This is a genomic window from Nonomuraea deserti (assembly GCF_004348685.1).
In the GTDB taxonomy this organism is placed as follows: domain Bacteria; phylum Actinomycetota; class Actinomycetes; order Streptosporangiales; family Streptosporangiaceae; genus Nonomuraea; species Nonomuraea deserti.
Window position 1 is genome coordinate 50,213 of sequence record NZ_SMKO01000019.1, and the last position, 19,905, is coordinate 70,117.

General features: G+C 69.9%; 18 protein-coding genes. 9 read left to right on the top strand and 9 right to left on the bottom strand.

Annotated features, from left to right (window positions below; all coding sequences use genetic code 11):
* Positions 1–2 precede the first annotated feature (2 nt).
* The 3 genes from E1292_RS10865 to E1292_RS10875 are packed head-to-tail and all read right to left on the bottom strand — an operon-like array spanning position 3 to position 3,090.
* Complete coding sequence (locus tag E1292_RS10865; protein WP_132594626.1) at positions 3–845, bottom strand: carbohydrate ABC transporter permease; 843 nt, start codon at positions 843–845, stop codon at positions 3–5.
* Complete coding sequence (locus E1292_RS10870) at positions 842–1,801, bottom strand: carbohydrate ABC transporter permease (protein ID WP_132594628.1); 960 nt, start codon at positions 1,799–1,801, stop codon at positions 842–844. The genes E1292_RS10865 and E1292_RS10870 overlap by 4 nt, the downstream gene beginning before the upstream one ends.
* Positions 1,798–3,090 carry an extracellular solute-binding protein gene (locus E1292_RS10875; RefSeq protein ID WP_132594630.1) on the bottom strand — a complete coding sequence of 431 codons (1,293 nt, stop codon included), beginning with the start codon at positions 3,088–3,090 and terminating at the stop codon, positions 1,798–1,800. The genes E1292_RS10870 and E1292_RS10875 overlap by 4 nt, the downstream gene beginning before the upstream one ends.
* Before the next feature lie 144 nt (positions 3,091–3,234).
* Here E1292_RS10875 and E1292_RS10880 point away from each other — a divergent pair, with 144 nt between their 5' ends.
* Entirely contained in the window at positions 3,235–4,245 is a 1,011-nt protein-coding gene (locus E1292_RS10880; protein ID WP_132594632.1) for a LacI family DNA-binding transcriptional regulator, read from the top strand.
* Positions 4,246–4,255: 10 nt separating this feature from the next.
* Here the strand turns inward: E1292_RS10880 and E1292_RS10885 are convergent, their stop codons facing one another.
* The gene (locus E1292_RS10885) at positions 4,256–5,620 is read right to left on the bottom strand and encodes a sensor histidine kinase (RefSeq protein WP_246090047.1); all 1,365 of its coding nucleotides are present in this window, start codon (positions 5,618–5,620) and stop codon (positions 4,256–4,258) included.
* 173 nt (positions 5,621–5,793) lie between these two features.
* Positions 5,794–7,365 carry a DUF4434 domain-containing protein gene (locus E1292_RS10890; protein ID WP_132594636.1) on the bottom strand — a complete coding sequence of 524 codons (1,572 nt, stop codon included), beginning with the start codon at positions 7,363–7,365 and terminating at the stop codon, positions 5,794–5,796.
* 93 nt (positions 7,366–7,458) lie between these two features.
* Between E1292_RS10890 and E1292_RS10895 the strand changes: the two genes are divergently transcribed.
* Positions 7,459–8,238, top strand: a complete 780-nt coding sequence (locus E1292_RS10895; protein WP_132594638.1) for an SDR family NAD(P)-dependent oxidoreductase — start codon at positions 7,459–7,461, stop codon at positions 8,236–8,238.
* Here the strand turns inward: E1292_RS10895 and E1292_RS10900 are convergent.
* Positions 8,228–9,376, bottom strand: coding sequence for an FAD-dependent oxidoreductase (locus E1292_RS10900; RefSeq protein WP_132594640.1), 1,149 nt, complete (start codon positions 9,374–9,376; stop codon positions 8,228–8,230). The two genes, E1292_RS10895 and E1292_RS10900, sit on opposite strands and share 11 nt — an antisense overlap.
* A 99-nt stretch (positions 9,377–9,475) precedes the next feature.
* Between E1292_RS10900 and E1292_RS10905 the strand changes: the two genes are divergently transcribed.
* From E1292_RS10905 to E1292_RS10935, 7 genes are all read left to right on the top strand, one after another.
* The gene (locus tag E1292_RS10905) at positions 9,476–10,027 is read left to right on the top strand and encodes a TetR/AcrR family transcriptional regulator (RefSeq protein ID WP_132594642.1); all 552 of its coding nucleotides are present in this window, start codon (positions 9,476–9,478) and stop codon (positions 10,025–10,027) included.
* A 91-nt stretch (positions 10,028–10,118) separates the two neighbouring features.
* Positions 10,119–11,237: an ABC transporter ATP-binding protein gene (locus tag E1292_RS10910; protein WP_132594644.1), complete on the top strand. Its 1,119-nt coding sequence runs from the start codon at positions 10,119–10,121 to the stop codon at positions 11,235–11,237.
* Positions 11,230–12,324: an ABC transporter ATP-binding protein gene (locus tag E1292_RS10915; RefSeq protein ID WP_132594646.1), complete on the top strand. Its 1,095-nt coding sequence runs from the start codon at positions 11,230–11,232 to the stop codon at positions 12,322–12,324. Before E1292_RS10910 ends, E1292_RS10915 begins: the two co-directional genes overlap by 8 nt.
* A complete protein-coding gene (locus E1292_RS10920; protein ID WP_132594648.1) occupies positions 12,321–13,274 on the top strand; it encodes a carbohydrate ABC transporter permease in 954 nt (317 codons plus the stop codon). Before E1292_RS10915 ends, E1292_RS10920 begins: the two co-directional genes overlap by 4 nt.
* A gap of 4 nt (positions 13,275–13,278) precedes the next feature.
* Positions 13,279–14,085 (top strand): carbohydrate ABC transporter permease, encoded by an 807-nt coding sequence (locus E1292_RS10925; RefSeq protein ID WP_132594650.1) that lies wholly within the window; start codon positions 13,279–13,281, stop codon positions 14,083–14,085.
* A 2-nt stretch (positions 14,086–14,087) separates the two neighbouring features.
* On the top strand, positions 14,088–14,363 hold the full coding sequence (locus E1292_RS10930) for a DUF2160 domain-containing protein (protein WP_220446759.1): 276 nt from the start codon (positions 14,088–14,090) through the stop codon (positions 14,361–14,363).
* Positions 14,364–14,381: 18 nt separating this feature from the next.
* Positions 14,382–16,166, top strand: coding sequence for an ABC transporter substrate-binding protein (locus E1292_RS10935; protein ID WP_220446760.1), 1,785 nt, complete (start codon positions 14,382–14,384; stop codon positions 16,164–16,166).
* Positions 16,167–16,257: 91 nt separating this feature from the next.
* Here E1292_RS10935 and E1292_RS10940 read toward each other — a convergent pair whose 3' ends face one another.
* Genes E1292_RS10940 through E1292_RS10950 form a run of 3 tightly spaced genes read right to left on the bottom strand, consistent with a single transcriptional unit; the run spans position 16,258 to position 19,874 of the window.
* Positions 16,258–17,298: a dienelactone hydrolase family protein gene (locus tag E1292_RS10940; RefSeq protein WP_132594652.1), complete on the bottom strand. Its 1,041-nt coding sequence runs from the start codon at positions 17,296–17,298 to the stop codon at positions 16,258–16,260.
* Positions 17,288–18,568 (bottom strand): Gfo/Idh/MocA family protein, encoded by a 1,281-nt coding sequence (locus E1292_RS10945; RefSeq protein WP_132594654.1) that lies wholly within the window; start codon positions 18,566–18,568, stop codon positions 17,288–17,290. Before E1292_RS10945 ends, E1292_RS10940 begins: the two co-directional genes overlap by 11 nt.
* A 22-nt stretch (positions 18,569–18,590) precedes the next feature.
* Positions 18,591–19,874, bottom strand: coding sequence for an ABC transporter substrate-binding protein (locus E1292_RS10950; protein WP_132594656.1), 1,284 nt, complete (start codon positions 19,872–19,874; stop codon positions 18,591–18,593).
* Between the last annotated feature and the right edge of the window lie 31 nt (positions 19,875–19,905).

A 19,905-nucleotide genomic window follows, 5' to 3' on the forward strand; every position in this document is an offset into this window, starting at 1 on the left:
GTTCACCCTTTCGTAGCACCAGCGGTGAGACCACCGACGAGGTGACGTTCTGCGACGGCGTAGAACCCGAGTGCCGGCACCATGGCCAGGACGAGGTAGGCGAGGATGCGGGCGGTGTCGGAGGCGTACTGGCCCTGGAACTGCTGGATGCCCAGCGGCAGCGTCCAGCTCGCCTCTTCGCTGAAGACCACGAGCGGCAGCATGAAGTTGTTCCAGCTGCCCACGATGGCCAGGACGGAGACGGTGGCGATGGCGGGCCTGGCCATCGGCAGCAGGATGCGCCAGAAGAAGCCGAACGGGGTGCAGCCGTCGATGGTGGCCGCCTCTTCGAGCTCGCCGGGGATGCTGCGGAAGAAGCCCCGCAGGATGATGATCGTCAGCGGCAGGCCGAAGGCGGCCTGGGTGAGGATCACGCCCATCGGGTTGTCCAGCAGCCCGAGCGTGCGCAGCAGCACGAAGATCGGCAGGATGGCCACCGCGAACGGGAACATCAGCCCGGCCGTGAACAGCGTGAAGTACAGCTCCCTGCCGCGGAAGGCGAACCGGGCGAAGACGAACGCCGCCAGCGCCGACAGCGCGACCGTCACCACGGTCGTGGCGACGGCGATGAACGTGCTGTTCCACATCTGCAGCCAGAACGAGCCGGAGGCCAGCACCTCGGTGTAGTTGCCGGTGGCCCACGTCTCCGGCAGGCCGAAGGGGTTCGCGGACAGCTCGCTGTTCTGCTTGAACCCTCCGAGCAGCGCGTAGACGACCGGGATCAGGATGAACGCGCCGACGATCCACGCGATCAGGTGGAGCGGCAGGGTGGTACGGCGCGCACGGGTCGCCTTGCCGTGGTTCATCGGCGGCCTCCCATGGAGGTGGACGCGCCCTCGAGGTCGCGGCGCATCACGAAACGCTGGTAGATGAGGGCGAAGACGAGGCTGAGCACGAACATCACGACGCTGATCGCGCTGGCGTAGCCGACCTGGGTGCGTTTGAAGCCCCACTCCATCATCGTGACGGCCATCGTCTCCGAGGAGTGCGACGGCCCGCCTCCGGTGAGGATCCACACGAGGTCGAACAGCTGGATCGTGTAGATGACGGACAGGAAGATGCTGATCCGGATCGTCGGGCCGAGCAGTGGCAGCGTGACGTGCCTGAACGTCTTCCAGCCCGTCGCGCCGTCGATCTGCGCCGCCTCGATGAGCTCGTTGGGGATGTTCTGGCGTCCCGCCAGATAGATCATCATGTGGAAGCCGAAGTACTTCCAGGTCATGACGATGAAGAGCGACGGCATCACCGTGTCGGGGTTGGCCAGCCACTCCGACTCGATCCCGAACACCGACAGCAGCTGGTTGGCCATGCCCGCGTCCGGCGCCAGGATCAGCGAGAACAGCACGCCGGTGATCACCTCGGAGAGCACGTACGGCGCGAAGAACACGACCCGGTAGAGCGCCCGCCCGCGGATGCGCTGGTTCAGCAGCATCGCGAGGGCCAGGGAGAACGGCAGTTGCAGGCAGATCGACAGCACGACCAGCACCAGCAGGTGCCACAGGTCCTGCGCGAAGATCTCGCTGCCGAACAGCCGGGTGAAGTTGTCCAGCCCGATGAAGTCGGTCGGCAGCCCGCCGAAGCCGTTCCACTTGAACGCGCTGGAGTAGACGGCCACCAGCATGGGGGCCACGACGAGGAGGAGGAACAGGACGAGTGCCGGCAGCAGGAACAGGGTGATGGTCACCCAGCGTCCGCGCCGCCTGGCGGCAGGGGCGGGGGCCGGAAGCCTGACCGCCTCCGGCCCTCTGGTGAGTGTCGTCATTCTTCGCTCTTGGCCACTTCCGTGATGTCCTGGGAAACCTCTTCCGGCGTCTTCGTGCCGCCGATGAGCTCGGCCACACTGTCGTTGACCTGCTGGCCGACGGCCGGCGGGTAGGCCTGGTCGAGGTAGAGCTGGTAGCCGGTGGTCTCGGCGAGCAGGGTCGCCACCTGCTTGAGGTTGGCGTCCTTGACCGCGCTCTCCTCGCCCTTGAGCACCGGCAGCACGCCGCCCGCCTCGACGGCCTTCGCGTGGTTCTCCATCTCGGTCATGTACTTGACGAAGTCGACGGCCTCCTTGGGCGCGTCGGTGCCCACGGCCAGGCCTCCGCCGCCGCCGAAGGCGTCGCCGATCGAGCCCTTGCCGCCTTCGACCGCGGGGAAGGGGAAGAAGCCGAGGTCGTCGCCGAGGCCCTTGCCCGCGGACTCCTGCGTGGCGGGCGCCCACTGGCCCATCAGCTCCATGGCCGCCTTGCCGTTGCCCATCGTGGCCGCCTGGCCGTCAGGGGTGCCGTAGCCGGCGCCCAGGAAGCCCTTCTGGAACGGCTGCAGGTCCGCAAGCGCCTTGACCTGCTGCCCCGCGGCCACGAAGTCCGGCTTGGTGAAGTCGTGGTCGGTGGCCGCCTGCTTGAGCGCGTCCAGGCCGGCGATGCGCATGGCGAGGTAGGCCCAGTAGTAGTGGCCCGGCCACTTCTCCTTGCCGGCCAGGGCGATCGGGGTGATGCCCGCGGCCTTGAGCTTCGTGACGTCTTCGAGGAACGCCGACCAGGTGGCGGGGGGTTCGCTGATGCCCGCCTTCTCGAAATGTTTCTTGTTGTACCAGAAACCCACCAGCCCGATGTCGGTCGGCAACCCGTACGTCTTGCCGTCGAACTGGTACGCGCTCAGCGCGGCGGGCGTGAAGTTCGGCAGGACGTCGGCGACGTCGCCCGACAGGTCCTTGACCAGCCCCGCCTCGATTTGCTGCTGGAGCACGCCGCCGCCCCACGTCGCGAAGATGTCGGGCGCCTTGCCCGACTGCGTGATCGTGGTGAGCTTGGCCTTGTAGGCGTCGTTCTCCAGGACGGTGGCCTTGATGGTGACGTTCGGGTTCTTGGCCATGAATTCCTTGGCGCGCTGCGCCCAGAGCGTCTTGAGCGGCTCGGAGGTCGACAGGTGCCACCACTCGAGCGTGACCTTGCCGGGCGAGCCGCCCTCGCCCTGGGGTGACGCGGACTCTCCACCGCCGCCGCAGCCGGCCAGGAGCCCGGTTATGAGCATTGGGGCCGCGATCAGCACCACACTGCGTCGCATAGGGGTCCCTTCTTGGAAAGGTGTGAAAATTTCGTATAACCCCCGATAATTTCTTTCCTCGGAGCGTAAGTAAACGCCAGGTAAAGCGTCAACACCTGGGGGCCGAGCGATGGCAAACCGAAACTTTCGGATACACTCCCGAACGTGTCAGCGAAGAGGCGGGTGACGATCGCACTGATCGCGGAGGAGGCCGGAGTCTCCATCCCGACGGTCTCGAAGGTCATCAACGGACGTCCAGAAGTCGCTCCCGCGACCCGCCACCGGGTCGAGCGGCTGTTGCAGGAGCACGGCTACCAACGGCGCATCAGCCAGGACGACACCCCGGCCGGCCTGGTCGACCTGGTGTTCGCCGAGATCGAGTCGCCGTGGGCCATGGAGATCGTGCGGGGCGCGGAAGGCGCGGCCCACGAGGCCGGAGCCAGCGTGGTCATCTCCGTCCTGCACACGCACGCCGGCCCGGGACGCGACTGGCTCGAACGCCTGGCCGCGCGCAGGACCGACGGTGTGGTGATCGTCGCCTCGCGGCTGTCGACCGGCATCCAGGCCCAGCTCAGCGCCCGTTCGCTGCCGTTCGCGGTGGTCGATCCCGAGGGCGAGCCCGCCCCCGGCGTCGTCTCGGTGGGCGCCACCAACTGGAACGGCGGCCTGGCCGCGACCCGCCACCTGCTGGAGCTGGGTCACCGCAGGATCGGCATGATCAGCGGCCTGTCCGACATGCTCTGCAGCCAGGCCAGGATCGACGGCTATCGTGCCGCGCTGGAGACGGCCGGGCTGCCCGTCGTGCCCGAGCTGATCAGGCGCGGCACGTTCCTGGTGGACTCCGGTCACGACCAGGCCCACGCCCTGCTCGACCTCGACGAGCCGCCCACGGCCATCTTCGCGCACAGCGACCTGATGGCGTTCGGCGTCTTGGAGGCGGCCAGGCAGCGCGGGCTGCGCGTCCCCGAGGATCTGAGCGTGGTGGGCTTCGACGACCTGCCGCTGGCCAAATCGGCCTGGCCGCCGCTGACGACGGTGCGTCAGCCGCTGCAGGAGATGGCGGCCCTGGCCACCCGTACGGTGCTGGCCATGGGCCACGGTGACGTGCCGGAGACGAAGCGGGTGGAGCTGGCCACGGAGCTGATCGTCCGGGAGAGCACGGCCGCGTACGGGTAGGCCGGGGGGCTCACTCGTCCCGGAGCGGCATCCGGAAGACGAACCGGGCGCCGCGTTCGGAGTCCTCGACGGTCAGCGTGCCGCCGTGGGCCGTGGCGATCTCGCGGGCGATGGGCAGGCCGAGCCCGGTGCCACCGGCGTCGCGGTTGCGCGCGGCGTCCAGGCGGGCGAACCGTTCGAAGACGACCTCACGCTGCTCGGGCACGATGCCCTCGCCGTCGTCGAGGACCTCCAGCACGGCCTGCCCGCCCTCCTCCCGCACCGTCACGGTGATCTGGCTCTCGGCGTGCCGGTCGGCGTTGTCCATGAGATTCGTCAGCAGGCGGGCCAGTTGCAGCCGGTCGCCCGTGACGACCACCTCCCGCCGCGCGTCGGTGACGACCCGCTTCGAACGCCGGCGCACGGCCTCGGCGGCGACCGACTCGGCCAGGTCCACGGGCTCGCGGCGGCTCGGGGCGCCCGCGTCCAGCCTGGTCAGCACGAGCAGGTCGGAGACGATCCCCTGCAGCCGGTCCAGGCTGGCCAGCACCTCGTCGCTCGTCTCCATCCAGTCGGCTTCCTCGGGGTGCAGCCGGGCGTCCTCGATCTGGGCGCGCATGGCGGTGATCGGGCTGCGCAGGTCGTGCGAGGCGTCGGCGGCGAACCTGCGCTGCCGTTCCATCGCGAGCTCCTTCTCCCGCATCGCCGTCTCCAGCCGCTCCAGCGTCCGGTTGGCGGTCTCGGCCAGGGCCGCGATCTCGTCGTCGTTCTGCGGCACGGGCACGCGCATCCCGCCGCCGAACGCGGTCAGCTCGGCCAGCCGCTTCGTGATGGCGCTGACCGGGGCGAGCGTCCTGGTCGTGGCGCGCCACACCACGAACCAGGTCAGCGCGACCAGCGCCGCCGCGAGGGCGATCTGCGAGAGGACCACCTGAAGTCCGACGTACCAGGGCACCGCCGGGTCGAAGGCGTAGATGATCCACTCCCCGTCCGGCTGGTACGCGGTCACGGCGACCACGATCTTGCATTCGCCGGGGAATCCGCTCAGCCCGCAGAGCTCCGCGACGGCGTTGGCCTGGCCGTCCCGGGGGATCGCCGTCGTCTGCCTGGGCAGGCCGACCAGGTTGAGCGTGGAGGTGACCGGGCTCCCCGACGGGTCGACGACCTGGACGCCGTCGAGCCCGACGGTCGCCAGCACCTGCGGCAGGCGGTCGTCCTTGACCATGAGCAGCACGGACACGGCCCTGCTCGACATCTCCTGCGCCTGGATGTCGACGAGCTCGTCGCGGATGCCGTGCAGCACGAACGCGCTGACGACGATGATCAGCAGCAGCATCGCGATGCTGGCGAACATCGCCAGCCGCACCCGCAACGACCGGCCCAACCGTCCCCTCACGCGCCTTCCCCCGGCCATCAGAACATCACAGGCCTGACCTTCATCGCCAATCCAGGGAGATTCCTCGACAAAAGCGCATGAGCCCCGCTACCTGTCGACGAGCCCTCCCGGCCGTCGGCCCCGCCCCGGACGGAGAGCGGCCCTGCTCGCGACGTGCTCGTCGCGGCGCTCGGCTAGCGGATCACGTACGGGCTCGTGCTGGTGTGGCCGGCGCCGTTCGTGGCCGTGACGGAGGTCCAGGGGCCCGGAGGGACGTACGGCGCCCAGGCCGACTCGAACCGGCCGCCGGAGTGCCACTCCTGCCGGACCACCGCCCCCTGCGGGTCGAAGCGCAGCGAGCCGCCCCGCAGGTTGTGGCCCTCGACCAGGATGCCGGCCCGCCCGTCCCTGTCCTGCCTGACGGCGTTGACGATGATGGGCTGCTGCCAGCCGCTCGCGATGTCGTCGGCCAGCGAGGGCGTGTCGTAGCGGGCCTGGCAGGTGAAGAACGGATCCCACCCGTACGAGATGATCTTCACGGCGTGCGGGCCCGCGGCCATGATCTGCTGGTCGAGCCGGCTCTTCGTGGTCCGCCCGCGCAGCGGCAGCGGATCGACCCGCCCGCACTCGCCGGCGGCCGGGGTGGGTTCGAAGCCCTCGACGTTCACCCACAGCTCCACCCCGTCGGGCACCTTGCCGGCGGCCGCCTCGACGTATTCGCGCGTGGCCCCGTAGTAGGCCTGGGCGTTGCTGACGTCGCCCACCACGGGCACCAGCCGCGGCACGACCTTGGCGTCGGCCTCGTGCGCGCCGTGGACCGGCACCTTGCCCGTGCCGCGCCCGTCCTGGACGGCGATGGCCATGGGCGCTCCGGCCCGCGTCGCCGCGATGTCCTCCATGCCGTCGCCCGCCTGCTCGGGCGGGAACCCGCGCCCGCGGCGGGCGTCGATGTACGGGCTGACCAGGATCGGCTTGCCCGGCAGGACGTCGGCGACGACGGCGTGCTGCGCGGTGTAGAGCTCGATGATCGGATCCTTCGGCGCGCGGTCCCGCATGGCCAGCTCGAACGACTGGTAGACCCCGCCGAAGGCGCCGGACGCCCCGAAGCGCGCCCGGTAGTCGGCCAGCACCCGCGCGGTGAAGGCGTTCAGCGCGCGGGTGTGGTCGTGATCGGGCTCCCACGGCTTGTCCGCCCGCTGCGCCGCCGCGGGCAGCCCGGGGAAGACCTTCATGCCGTACGCCGCCGCCTCGGCCATCAGGTTGCCCAGCCCGTCGCCGTCCGTGGCGACGAGCACGAGGTCGTGCACGCGTTCGCGGCAGGTTTCCGCCAGCGACAGCCGGTAGAAGACGCGGCCCCCGCTCTCGATCCGCCGCTCGAGCCCGGGGCAGCGCAGCATGCCCTTACCGAACTCCTCGCTGGTCGTGTACGTGTAGACCTGCCGGATCTCCTTGCCCGGCACCTGCGCGCACGGGCGGCCGTCGACGCGGCAGGCGGCGAACTCGGGGTCCTCGCGGGCGTTGAAGCGCGGGCCGAACGTGATGAGCGTGTCGCCGCCGATCGTGTGGATCGCCTCCACCATGCGCTGGGTCACGCAGCGGTCGGCCCGCGGGATGACCCAGTAGCCGGTGATCGCGTAGGGGGCGGTGACCCGGGTGTCGCGCGGCGGGCACTCCGCCGGCTCGGAGGAGCCGGGCACGAACGCACCCACGACGAAGGCGACCGCGACGATCAGCCAGAGGATCCGGTGCACCCACGCCCCTTCCACGCCCGCACCCCAGCCTACGCACCGGCGCCGGCCCGGTGCGTGCCGGCGGGAGACTGATCGCGGAGAATGGCGGGGCAAGGGGGGTGCGGAATCGTGCACATCGATCTCACCGGGAAGACCGCGCTGGTCACCGGGTCGACTCAGGGAATCGGGGCGGCCATCGCCGCCGGGCTGGCGCGGGCGGGGGCCCGGGTCGGGATCAACGGCCGCGGCGAGGGCTCGGTCGCCAAGGTCGTCGAGCGGATGGACGGCGACCTGGTCGCGGCGCCGGGCGACGTGTCCAAGGACGACGGGTGCGAGCGGGTGCTGAGCGTGCTCCCGCAGGTCGACATCCTGGTCAACAACCTGGGCATCTTCGGCGCGCAGCCTGCGCTGGAGATCGGCGACGACGAGTGGCGGCGCTACTTCGAGGTCAACGTGCTGGCCGCGGTCCGGCTCACCCGCGCCTACCTGCCGGGCATGATGGAGCGGGGCTGGGGCCGGATCCAGTACATCGCCAGCGACTCCGCCGTCGTGATCCCCGTCGAGATGATCCACTACGGCATGACCAAGACGGCGCTGCTGGCCGTGTCCAGGGGGCTCGCCAAGGAGGCGGCGGGCAGCGGGGTCACGGTCAACTCCGTGATCGCGGGGCCGACGCACACCGGGGGCGTGGAGGACTTCGTCTATCAGCTGGTGGGCAGGGAGCTGCCGTGGGATGAGGCGCAGCGGGCGTTCATGCTGCGGCACCGGCCGCAGTCGCTGCTGCAGCGCCTGATCGAGCCCGAGGAGATCGCCAACATGGTGGTCTACCTGAGCTCGCCGCTCGCCTCGGCCACGACGGGCGCGGCGGTGCGGGTGGACGGCGGCTACGTGGACTCCATCATCCCTTAGCGCGCCGGTCCAGGCCGGACAGCTGCCAGGCCAGCCGGCGCCGCACGACGGGCAGCCGGCCCGCCAGCCGCAGCACGAGGTTGCGCAGCGGCCGCCTGGCCGCGCTCATGGTGGCCAGCGTCGTCAGGCGGCTCGCCAGCCCCACCACCTTCTCGGCGACGGGGCGGCGGGCCGCGGCGTAGCCGTCGAGCAGGTCGGGCGAGCCGCCTCCGAGCACTTCCGACAGCGTCTCGCCCAGCATGACGGCGTCCTCGATGCCGAGGTTCATGCCCTGCCCGCCGGCCGGCGAGTGCACGTGCGCCGCGTCGCCGGCCAGCAGCACCCGCCCCTTCCTGTACGTCTGCGCGATGCGGTGGTGGACGCGGAAGCGGGAGCCCCACACCACCTCCTCCACCACGGCGGGCACGGCCTCGGGCCCGCGCGTGCCGAGCAGCCGCTGCACGAACGCCACGCCGGGCTCGTGCGGGGCCTCGTCGACGGTGGCCACGATCCGGTGCAGCCCGTCGGGCAACGGCGCGACGACCACCAGGCCGTCGGGCGAGAAGTACAGGATGACCTCGTCGTGCGGTACGCCGCCGCTCAGCCGCACGTCGGCGAGGGTGAACGACTCGGCGTAGGTGCCGCCGCCGAAGGCGATGCCCGACTGCTCGCGTACGACGCTGTGCATGCCGTCGGCGCCCACCAGGTAGGCGGCCCGCACCGAGCGCCCGTCGTCGAGCGCGGCGGTGACTCCGCCGGCGTCCTGCGCGAACGAGGTCACCCGCACGGGCCGCAGCACCTTGCCGCCCAGCTCCTCCAGCCGGGCCAGCAGGTACGCCTCCGTGTCGGCCTGGGAGATCATCAGCGTGTACGGGTAGCGCGTGGGCAGCCCGTCGAAGGGCACCGGCACCAGCAGCCGGTCGCGGTCGCGGATGGTGAAGCGGGGGGTGTGCACCCCGCGTTCGACGAGCGCCGGGGTGACGCCGTACGGCTCCAGCAGCTCCAGCGTGCGGGAGTGCACGACGGCGGCCCTGGAGGTGTTGGCGCCCTCGGCCTGCCCGTCGACGATGACCACGTCGTGGCCGAGCCGGGTCAGGACGACGGCGGTGGCCAGCCCCACGGGGCCGGCGCCGACGACGAGCACGTCTGTGTTGATCATTTCTCCTCCTCAGGAGGGCCAACGTTCGTAGGCCAACAACTGTTGACGTTAGAGACGGGGATCTGGATTGTCAACAGACGTTGGCCTACAGTTGTTGACATGAGGAGATCCTCCAGCGAGACGAAGGCGCTCATCCTGGCCGCGGCCCGCGAGCGGTTCGCCGCCGACGGCTACGAGCGGGCCACGATCAGGGCCATCGCCGCCGACGCGGGCATCGACCCGGCCCAGGTCATGCGGTGCTTCGGCAGCAAGGACCGGTTATTCGCCGCGGCGTGCGCCGTCGACCTCCACCTGCCCGACCTGCTCGGCACGCCGCCCGGCGAGATCGCCGCCGCGCTCGTACGTCATTTCCTGGAGCGCTGGGAGTCCGGCGAGACCCTGCAGATCCTGCTACGCACGGGGGTCACGAACGCGACGGCGGCCGAGCGCATGCGCGCCGTCTTCACCACGCAGCTCGTCCCCGTCGCGGCCGCGCTGACCGGCGATCCGGAGGGGGCTCCGGTCCGGGCCGGGCTCGTCTCCACGCAAATACTCGGAATGGCCCTGTGCCGTTATGTTCTGGCTTTCCCTCCCATGGCCGCGCTGACCAGGGAAGAAGTCGTCGAGGCGATAGGCCCGGCCGTTCACCGCCATCTCGGCATCGAATCGTGATGCACAACAGTCCCGCCGTTAACTGCGATAGCAACTGCCCTCTTTGCACACACAATCAGATCATGTTAGATGGAGAGCAAAGGAACTGATCATGCGCCGGCAGAGAGGACCGGGCACCGTGACGCTGATACTCGACGGCGTCTTCGTGCGGCGGCGCGGGGAGACCTGGCTCGACGACATTCACCTGGAATTACCGAACGGATTGACCACCCTCGTCGGCCCCATGACCGCGGGAAAGACGACATTGATGCGCGTCGCAGCCGGTTTACTGCCGCCCGACTCCGGCCGGGTGGTGGTCGACGGAAAGGACGTGACCGGCATTTCCGTGCGCAAACGCTCGGTCGCCTTCGTCTATCAGCAATTCATCAACTACCCGTCCCTGACCGTCTACGAGAACATCGCCTCGCCGCTCCGCCTCGACCCGAAGTCCCGCCGCGACGGGATCGACCGGCGGGTGCGCGAGGTGGCCGAGCTCATGGGCATCGCGGGGCTGCTCGACCGCCGGCCCGCCGAGCTGTCGGGCGGCCAGCAGCAGCGCACCGCCATCGCCCGCGCCCTGGCCCGCCCCGTCGACGTGCTGCTGCTCGACGAGCCCCTGGCCAACCTGGACTTCAAGCTGCGCGAACAGCTCCGCTCCGACCTGAAGACCATGTTCGCCGGCTCCTCCGGCGTCGTCCTCTACGCCACCGCCGACCCGAACGAGGCGCTGACGTTCGCCGCGCCGACCGTGGTCCTGGGCGAGGGCAGGGTCCAGCACACCGGCGACGTGGCCGAAATGTACGCCCACCCGCCCACGCTGGCCGTAGCGGCCACGCTCAGCGACCCCCCGCTCAACCTGCTGCCCGGCGTCGTACGCGACGGCCGCATCGAATGCCTCGGCACGTCGTTCCCCGCGCCCCGCGCGCACGCCCAGGGCCACCACGTCATGCTCGGCGTGCGCCCCCACCAGGTCAGCATCACCCCGAACGGCCACGCCGCGCTCGAACTGCCCGCCGAGATCCGGCTCGCCGAGGTCACGGGCAGCGCGACGTTCCTGCACCTGCTGCTCCAGGACGGCCTCCACCTGGTCGCCCACCTGGAGGGCACCCAGCTCTTCACACCGGGCGAGTCCACGGTCGCCTACGTGGACCCGGCGCACGTCTTCGTCTTCGACGAGTCCGGGGGACGCCTGCTCGCCACCAGCGCCGCGGAGGTCGACCTGCATGGCTGACATCCGCCTCGAAGGCGTGGGACACAGCTACGACGGCGGCCGCACGTGGGCGCTCAAGCCGATGACCTGGACGTGGCAGAGCTCGCGGGCGTACGCGCTGCTGGGGCCGAGCGGCTGCGGCAAGACCACGCTGCTGAACATCATCTCCGGCCTGATCACGCCCACGACAGGCCGGATCTGGTTCGGCGACCGCGAGGTCACCGGCGTGCCGACGGCCGGCCGCAACATCGCGCAGGTCTTCCAGTTCCCGGTCCTGTACGAGGAGATGTCGGTCTACGACAACCTCGCCTTCCCCCTCCGTAACCGGAAATTTCCCAAGAAAGAGGTGGACCAGCGCGTCCGCCAGGTCTCCCAGCTCCTGGGCCTCGACCAGGTGCTGCGCCGCAGGTCGCGCCGGCTCGACCCGGGCCGCCAGCAGATCGTCAGCCTGGGCCGCGGCCTGGTGCGCCCCCAGGTGGCGGCGGTCCTGCTGGACGAGCCGCTGACCGTGGTCGACCCGGCGCTGAAGTGGACGCTGCGCAGCAAGCTCAAGGAGATCCACCGCGACACCGGCCACACGCTGATCTACGTCACCCACGACCAGACGGAGGCGCTGACGTTCGCCGACGAGGTCGTGGTGCTCAACGACGGGGCGATCGTGCAGACGGGCCCGCCCGCCGAGCTGTTCCTGTCGCCGACGCACGAGTTCGTGGGGCACTTCATCGGCTCGCCGGGCATGAACATGGTGCCCGGCGAGATCGTCGGCGACGTCGTACGCGTCGGCACGGCCGACGTGGGCGCCGCCCCCGACGGTCTGCCGGCGGGACCGGTCAGGATCGGGGTGCGGCCCGAGTTCGTCCGCATCGCCGGGCCGGACGCCTCCCCCGGCGCGGCCGCCACGGTCACCGGGATCGACCGCATGGGCGCCTACGACCTCGTGCACACCCGGGTCGGCGAGCACCCGGTGATCGTCAAGACCGAGGCCGGCTCCGCCTGCGAGCCGGACGCGGTCGTGTGCCTCCACTTCCCCGCCGACCGGACGTTCCTGTTCCGCGACGAGGTCAGGTGCGGCTCCCTCGCGCCGCTGAACGGAAGGGGGCCGGCATGACCGACCAGACCACCGTCGCGCAGAGCCCGTCCGGCGCCGCCGAACCCGCGCCGCCTCCGGCCGAGGAGGCCAAGGACGCCCGGGTGGACCCCAGGCCGAAGAACAACCGCGCGTGGTGGCTGGTCCTGCCGGTGGTCGTGTCGGTGGCGTTCACCGCGGTGATCCCGCTGATGACCGTGGTCAACTACTCCGTGCAGGACGTCTTCAGCCCGAGCGAGCGCATCTTCGTCGGCCTGGAGTGGTTCCGCGAGATCGCCCGCGACCCGGAGGTGCGCGGGGCGTTCGTGCGCACGCTGCTGTTCTCCGCGCAGGTGCTGCTGATCGAGATCCCGCTCGGGGTGGCCGTCGCCGTGGCGATGCCGCGCCGCGGCGTCTCGGTGTCGGTGGCGCTGGTGCTGGTCGCGCTGCCGCTGCTCATCCCGTGGAACGTGGTGGGCACGATCTGGCAGATCTTCGCCCGCGGCGACATCGGCCTGGGCGGCTGGGCGATCAACAACGTGCTCGGCGTCAACTTCAACTACACGCTCGACTCCACCGACGCCTGGCTCACCGTGCTGGTCATGGACGTGTGGCACTGGACGCCGCTGGTGGCGCTGCTGGCGTACGCGGGGCTGCGCTCGATCCCCCAGCCGTACTTCCAGGCCGCGCAGATCGACGGCGCCTCGGCGTGGGCGACCTTCCGGCACATCCAGCTGCCCCGGCTGCGCGGGGTGCTGACGATCGCGATCCTGCTCAGGTTCATGGACAGCTTCATGATCTACACCGAGCCGTTCGTGGTGACGGGCGGCGGCCCGGGGAACGCGACGTCGTTCCTGAGCATCCTGCTGTCGAAGATCGCGGTCGGGCAGTTCGACCTGGGCCCGGCGGGCGCGTTCTCGCTGCTCTATTTCCTGTTCGTGCAGATCCTCTGTTACGTCTTCTTCACCGTGCTGACCAGGTCGGGGAGGTGAGCCGATGAGACGGCTCCCGTGGGCGCGCACGGTCTTCTGGCTCTACGTGGCCACGCTCATGCTGCCGATCCTGTGGATGTTCGGCATGTCGATCCGGCCGAACCAGGACATCCTCGGCAGCTTCTCGCTCATCCCCGAACGGGTGACGTTCGACAACTACGCCACGTTCTTCGGGGAGACGTCGTGGTATTCGAGCTATCTGAACTCCATCATCTACACCTCGCTCAACGCCGTGATGTCGCTCATCGTGGCGTTGCCCGCCGCCTACGCCTTCTCGCGTTTCCGGTTCGCCGGTGACAAACATCTGTTCTTCTGGCTGCTGACGAACCGGATGGCGCCGCCGGCGGTGTTCCTGCTCCCGTTCTTCCAGATCTACCAGAGCGTCGGCCTCTTCGACACGCACCTCGGCGTGGCCATCGCGCACATGCTCTTCAACGTGCCGCTCGCCGTCTGGATTCTCGAGGGTTTCATGTCGGGGATCCCCCGGGAGATCGACGAGACCGCCGCGATCGACGGCTATTCGCTGCCGCGCTTCTTCGTCCGGATATTCCTGCCGATGATCCGCTCGGCCATCGGCGTGACCGCGTTCTTCTGCTTCATGTTCAGCTGGGTCGAACTGCTGATCGCCAGGACCATCACCTCGGTGAACGCCAAGCCCATCGCCGCGTCGATGACGCGGACGGTGAGCGCGGCGGGCGTCGACTGGGGCCTGCTGGCGACCGCGGGAGTGCTGACGATCGTGCCGGGCGCGATCGTCATCTGGTTCGTCCGCAACTACATCGCCAAGGGCTTCGCCATGGGGAGGGTGTAGCAGTGCTCGACTGGATGGTCTGGACCGTCCCCACGGCCCTGGTCTTCGCCGGCCTCGCCGTGCTGCTGATCGCCATGACGGTCTGGGGCCGCATCTCGCCTCCCGTGGCCAGGCGGGGCTTCCTGCGCATCGAGACCGATCGGGGCGACCGGCTCTACATCGGCCTGATCAGCGCCGCCGTCGTGCTGGCGGGCTGGATCGCAATCACCGACCTGTCCATGTGGCTGGCGCTCGGCTGCGCGCTGCTCGTGGCGGTCGCGATCGGCATATGGGGCTAACGGAAAGGGAGTCAAACGATGAGGCGACGGACGACGAGGTCCGCGACCATGGGAGCGGCGGCGCTCATCCTGGTGGTGGCCGGCTGCACGCAGGGCGCGGACAAGCCCACGAGCGACTTCAAGGAGGCCGACGGCCGGGCCGCCGCCCAGCGGTGGGTGTCGGAGGAGTTCACCCCGAGCACGCTGAGCAAGGACGAGCAGCTCGCCGAGATGGAGTGGTTCATGAAGGCCGCGGCCCCGTACCGGGGCATGCAGATCAACGTGGTCTCCGAGACGATCACCACGCACGAGTACGAGTCACGCCAGCTGGCCAAGGCGTTCACCGAGATCACCGGGATCAGGATCAAACACGATCTGATCCAGGAGGGTGACGTCATCGAGAAGCTGCAGACCCAGATCCAGGGCGACCAGAACATCTACGACGCCTACGTCAACGACTCCGACCTCATCGGCACCCACTCGCGCGGCGACTACGTGCTCCCGCTGTCGGACTACATGGCCGGCGAGGGCAAGAACATCACCTCGCCCACGCTCGACCTCGACGACTTCATCGGCATCAGCTTCACCACCGGCCCCGACAAGAAGATCTACCAGCTGCCCGACCAGCAGTTCGCCAACCTCTACTGGTTCCGGTACGACTGGTTCACCGACCCCGACATCAAGAAGCAGTTCAAGGACGCCTACGGCTACGACCTCGGTGTGCCGGTCAACTGGGCGGCCTACGAGGACATCGCCGACTTCTTCACCAACAAGGTCAACGGCGACGGCACCATCGACGGCAAGAAGGTCTACGGCCACATGGACTACGGCCGCAAGGACCCGTCGCTGGGCTGGCGCTTCACCGACTCGTGGCTGTCCATGGCGGGCAACGGCGACCCCGGCATCCCCAACGGCCTGCCGGTGGACGACTGGGGCATCAGGGTCGAGAACTGCCGCCCGGTCGGCTCGTCCGTCACGCGCGGCGGCGACACGAACGGCCCCGCCGCGGTGTACTCGCTCACCAAGTACGTCGACTGGCTCAAGAAGTACGCCCCCAAGGAAGCGGCGGGCATGAACTTCAGCGAGGCGGGCCCGGTCCCCGCCCAGGGCCACATCGCCCAGCAGATCTTCTGGTACACCTCGTTCACCGCCGACATGACCAAGCCGGGGCTGTCGGTGGTCAACGAGGACGGCACGCCCAGGTGGCGCATCGCGCCGAGCCCGCACGGGGCGTACTGGAAGGAGGGCAACAAGCTCGGCTACCAGGACGCGGGCTCGTGGACGCTGCTGAAGAGCACGCCGAAGGAGCGCAGGGCCGCCGCCTGGCTGTACGCGCAGTTCGTCACGTCGAAGACCGTGTCGCTGAAGAAGTCGATCGTCGGGCTGACGTTCATCCGCGACTCCGACATCAGGAGCGACTACTTCGCCGAGAACTCCGAGAAGTACGGCGGGCTCATCGAGTTCTACGGCTCGCCGGCCCGCAAGCAGTGGACGCCGACCGGCACCAACGTGCCCGACTACCCGAAGCTGGCCCAGCTGTGGTGGCAGAACGTGGCCACGGCCGTGACCGGCGAGACCACGCCGCAGCAGTCGATGGACAACCTGGCCAAGCAGCAGGACGACATCCTGTCCCGGCTGGAGCGGCTCTCGCGGGAGCGGGAGGGTTACGGCGGCCAGTGCGCGCCGAAGCTGAACCCCGAACGCGACGCCCAGTACTGGTACGACCAGCCCGGCGCCCCCGCGCCGAAGCTGACCGACGAGCGCGGCAAGCCCGAGACGCTCGACTACGACAAGCTCATCGCCACCTGGAAGAAGTCCGACTAGCGGAAGAGCAGGGAAGCGGGGCGGCCGGCGACGGAGCCGGGAGGAGGGCAGGAGCGCCGCCGCCCGTGGCAGGCCGGGCGGCGGCCGTCCGTCAGCCCGCCAGCCGGCGGGCCAGCCAGTCGAAGGCCCGCTCCTGCATGGGCACGTCGAAGCTGTGCGGCACGTCGGCGAACACCGCCTCGTAGTTCTCCGGGGCGTCGCGGTAGCGTTCGCCGATCGTGGCGTGGGCGCGCCGCATCCCCGGCTCGGGGAAGAGCTCGTCGCGCAGGGCGTACTGGACCATGAGGGGTTCGGGGGCGCGGGCGGCCACCAGGTCGGGCCAGTCGCCCAGGAGGGGCAGGCCCGGCGGGTAGAACATCCAGGTGTGCTTGGCGACGTGCCCGCCGAGCATGTCGCGGTAGGAGGAGACCATCGCGGCGACGACGACCGCGCGCACCTGCGGGTCGAAGGCGCCGAGCAGGGCCGCCCGCAGCCCGCCGCCGGACAGTCCCGCGCACCCGACCGGCCCGACGTCCGGCCGGGAGCGCAGGTACGCAGCCGCGGCCAGGTCCTCGCCCGCGACCACGCCCGCGAACGACGTGCCGAGCATCGCGCAGTGTTTGGCCACGACGTGCTCGTGCGCGATGGCGGCCAGGTCGTAGCGGTCGGCCTCGCTCTCCGGGCCGTCCCCGATCTCCAGCGGGAAGCGGCGGCTGCCCCAGACGAACACGTCGTGCGCGAGCACCGCGAAGCCCCTGCGGGCCAGCTCGCCGGCGAACGCGCGACCGCCGTAGAGGTCGCGCCGCAACCTGCGCACCTCGGGCGACGGCCCTTCGGGACCGTCGGCGATCTTCTCCTTGCCGGCCCATTTCATCCCGGCGTGGCAGTGCAGCGCCACCACCCCGGGCAGGGGCCCGTCCGCGCCGCGCGGGCGCAGCAGGAACGCGCGGGTGCGCGGCCCGAACCCCACCGACCAGGACAGCTCCTCGCCGGCCAGGTCGCCCTCGGTCCAGGTGCGCTCGACCCGCACGTCACCGGCGGTCAGGTCGAGCACCCCCATCGCCGCACGCGCCGCCGCGCGCAGTTCGGGCCCGCCGAGCACGGGGTACAGCCCGCGCTGCGCCGCGGCGATCCCGGCCAGCTCAGCGAACACGTGTGCCGTCGTCCTCCAGGGCCACGGGGGTCCCGGTGCGGGCGGACATGGTGGCCGCGACGCCCGTCAGCACGCTGCGGATGCCGTCGCGGTAGCCGGCCTGCCGGGCCAGCGGGTCGTCGCCGGGGCCGCGGAAGACGTCGTCGAGCAGCAGGCGGTCGCCGCCGCCGTGCCCGCCGGCCCCGGTCTCGATCGGCACCTCCTCGGGCCTGCTCCAGTGGCGGCGCAGCGTGAGCCTCTCCCACGCCCCCGACGCGTGCTCCTTGGAGGCGGCGCTCGGGTCGATGGCGGCGTGCGGCGGGGTCCACTCCCGCTCGACGACGTCCAGCTCCAGCCGCCCCTCCGTGCCGTTGAAGGCCACGCGGTAGCCCTCCCAGGGGGCGTGGGCGTGCAGCGAGTACGTCATGATCGCGCGGTTGGTGTAGCGCACCAGCACGGACATGTTGTCGTCGATGGTGACGCCCTCGCCGAAGACGTCCTGGTCGCGGATGTAGCCGTCCTCGTGCTCGGCGTCGAGGTAGAGGCGCTTGAGGCGCGGGTCGGCGGAGATGTCCAGGATGAACGGGTCGCTGCCCAGGCCGGGAGCGCCCTGCCCGCGCTCGGGACGCGGGTCGAGCCCGCGCTTCCTGGCGTTCTCGGCGCCGTAGAAACGCAGGTCGGTCTGGGCGAACACGAGCTCGGGCGCCGCCGCCAGCCACCAGTTGACCAGGTCGAAATGGTGGGTCGACTTGTGCACGAGCAGGCCGCCCGAGCTGTCCCTGTCGCGGTGCCAGCGGCGGAAGTAGTCGGCGCCGTGGATGGTGTCGAGCGTCCACTCGAAGTGCACGGAGGTCACCTCGCCGATCGCGCCGTCCATGAGGATGCGGCGCACGGCGGAGTTGCGCGGCGAGTAGCGGTAGTTGAAGGTGACGATCAGCTTGCCGCTGCTGCGCTCGGCCGACGCCGCGATGGCCGCGCAGCTCTCGGCGTCGACGGTGAGCGGCTTCTCGACGACGACGTCCTTGCCGGCGTCGAGCGCCGCGCACACGTAGCGCGCGTGCGTGGCGTCGACCGTGGTGACGATGACCGCGTCGGCGAGCTCGAGCACCTTGTCGAACTCAGCGGGCATGAAACGCGGCACCTGCGCACCGATCCGCTCGGCGTAGTAGTCCATGCGGGTGCGGTTCGTGTCGCACAAAGCGACGATGGTGCCGGCGTCGCGCCACTCCCCGAGCAGCGCGTCGACGTACATCTGCGCGCGGTGCCCGAGCCCGACGAACGCGTACTTCATGTCTCTCCTCTGGTGCGAAGGATCAGCCCGCGATCGAGGCGTTGGCCTCGGTCAGGAACTTCTGTGCGGCGTCGTCGGTGGTCATCCTGCCGAACAGGACCTCCTCCGAGTACCGCGTCAGGATGTCTTCCATGGCGCTGGCACCCTTGGGCGGCGCGGCCGGCGGGTCCGACAGCTCGCTCCTGACCTCGTCGATGAAGTCCAGCGTCTTGATGTCGGTCTCCGGCAGCTTGTCCTTGACCGCGGCCAGCACCTTGGAGCTGGCCGGCAGGCCGCGGTCGCTCAGGATGATCGCGCCCGCCTCCGGGTCGTTGATCATGAAGTCGATGAACTTGGCGGCCTCGGCCGGGTGCTCGGTCTTCGACGAGGCGGTGTAGAGCATCGCCGGCTGCAGGAACATGCCGCCCGTGGTGGCGCCCTCCGCCTTCGGCATCCGGAGCAGGCTGACGTCCTGGCCCGAGGCCTTGTTGATGGCGCCGAGCTGGTTGCTCCACCACATGCCCATCGCGCCGGTGTTGGTGCCGAGCAGCGACTGGTCCACGCTCTGGGCGCCGATCTCGACACTCTTGGCGGCGTCGGGGGTGCCCTTGGTCTTGATCAGGGTCTGCATGTTGGCCCACCACGCCTTGAGCGTGTCGGGCGTGATGCCGAGCTTGTTGCCGTTGTAGAACTTCTCACCGCGCTGGGCGGCGAAGATCTCCAGGTAGCCCGGGTTGAAGCTCTGCTGCGTGCCGAAGACCTTGCCGTCGCTCCCGGCGGTGATCTTCGACGCCAGGTCGACGTAGTCCTGCCAGGTCCACTTGGTGTCGTCGGGCAGCTTCTGCCCGCTCTTCTCGACCAGGGCCGGGTTGACGACCAGGCTGAAGGCGTTGACGCCGGTGGGGATGGCGTACTGCTTGCCGTCGAGGGAGCCGGTGGCCAGCACCTTGGCGTCGATGTCGGCGGTGTTGACCTTGCCGGCGAGGTCGGCCAGCGCGCCGCGCTCGGCGTATTCGCGCAGGCCGCGGATCTCGATGGTGATGACGTCCGGCGCGTCGTTGCCCGCGACCTTGGTGGCCAGCGTCTCGTAGTAGCTGCCGAAGTCGGAGAACTCGCCCTCGATGTCGATGTTCGGGTTCTTCGCCTCGAACTTCTTGATCGCCTCTTCGGTCATCTTCTGCCGCGCGTCGCTGCCCCAGTAGGAGAAGCGCACCTTGACCTTGCCATCGGCGCTTTCGCCGCCGCTGTCACTGCCGCAGGCCGCGGTGACCGCCAGCACGGCGGTGGCGAGCAGGGCCGCCGACCACATCTTCTTGCCAGAGCTCACGGCTCTACCTCCTAGGGGGTCTTCTGGGGTT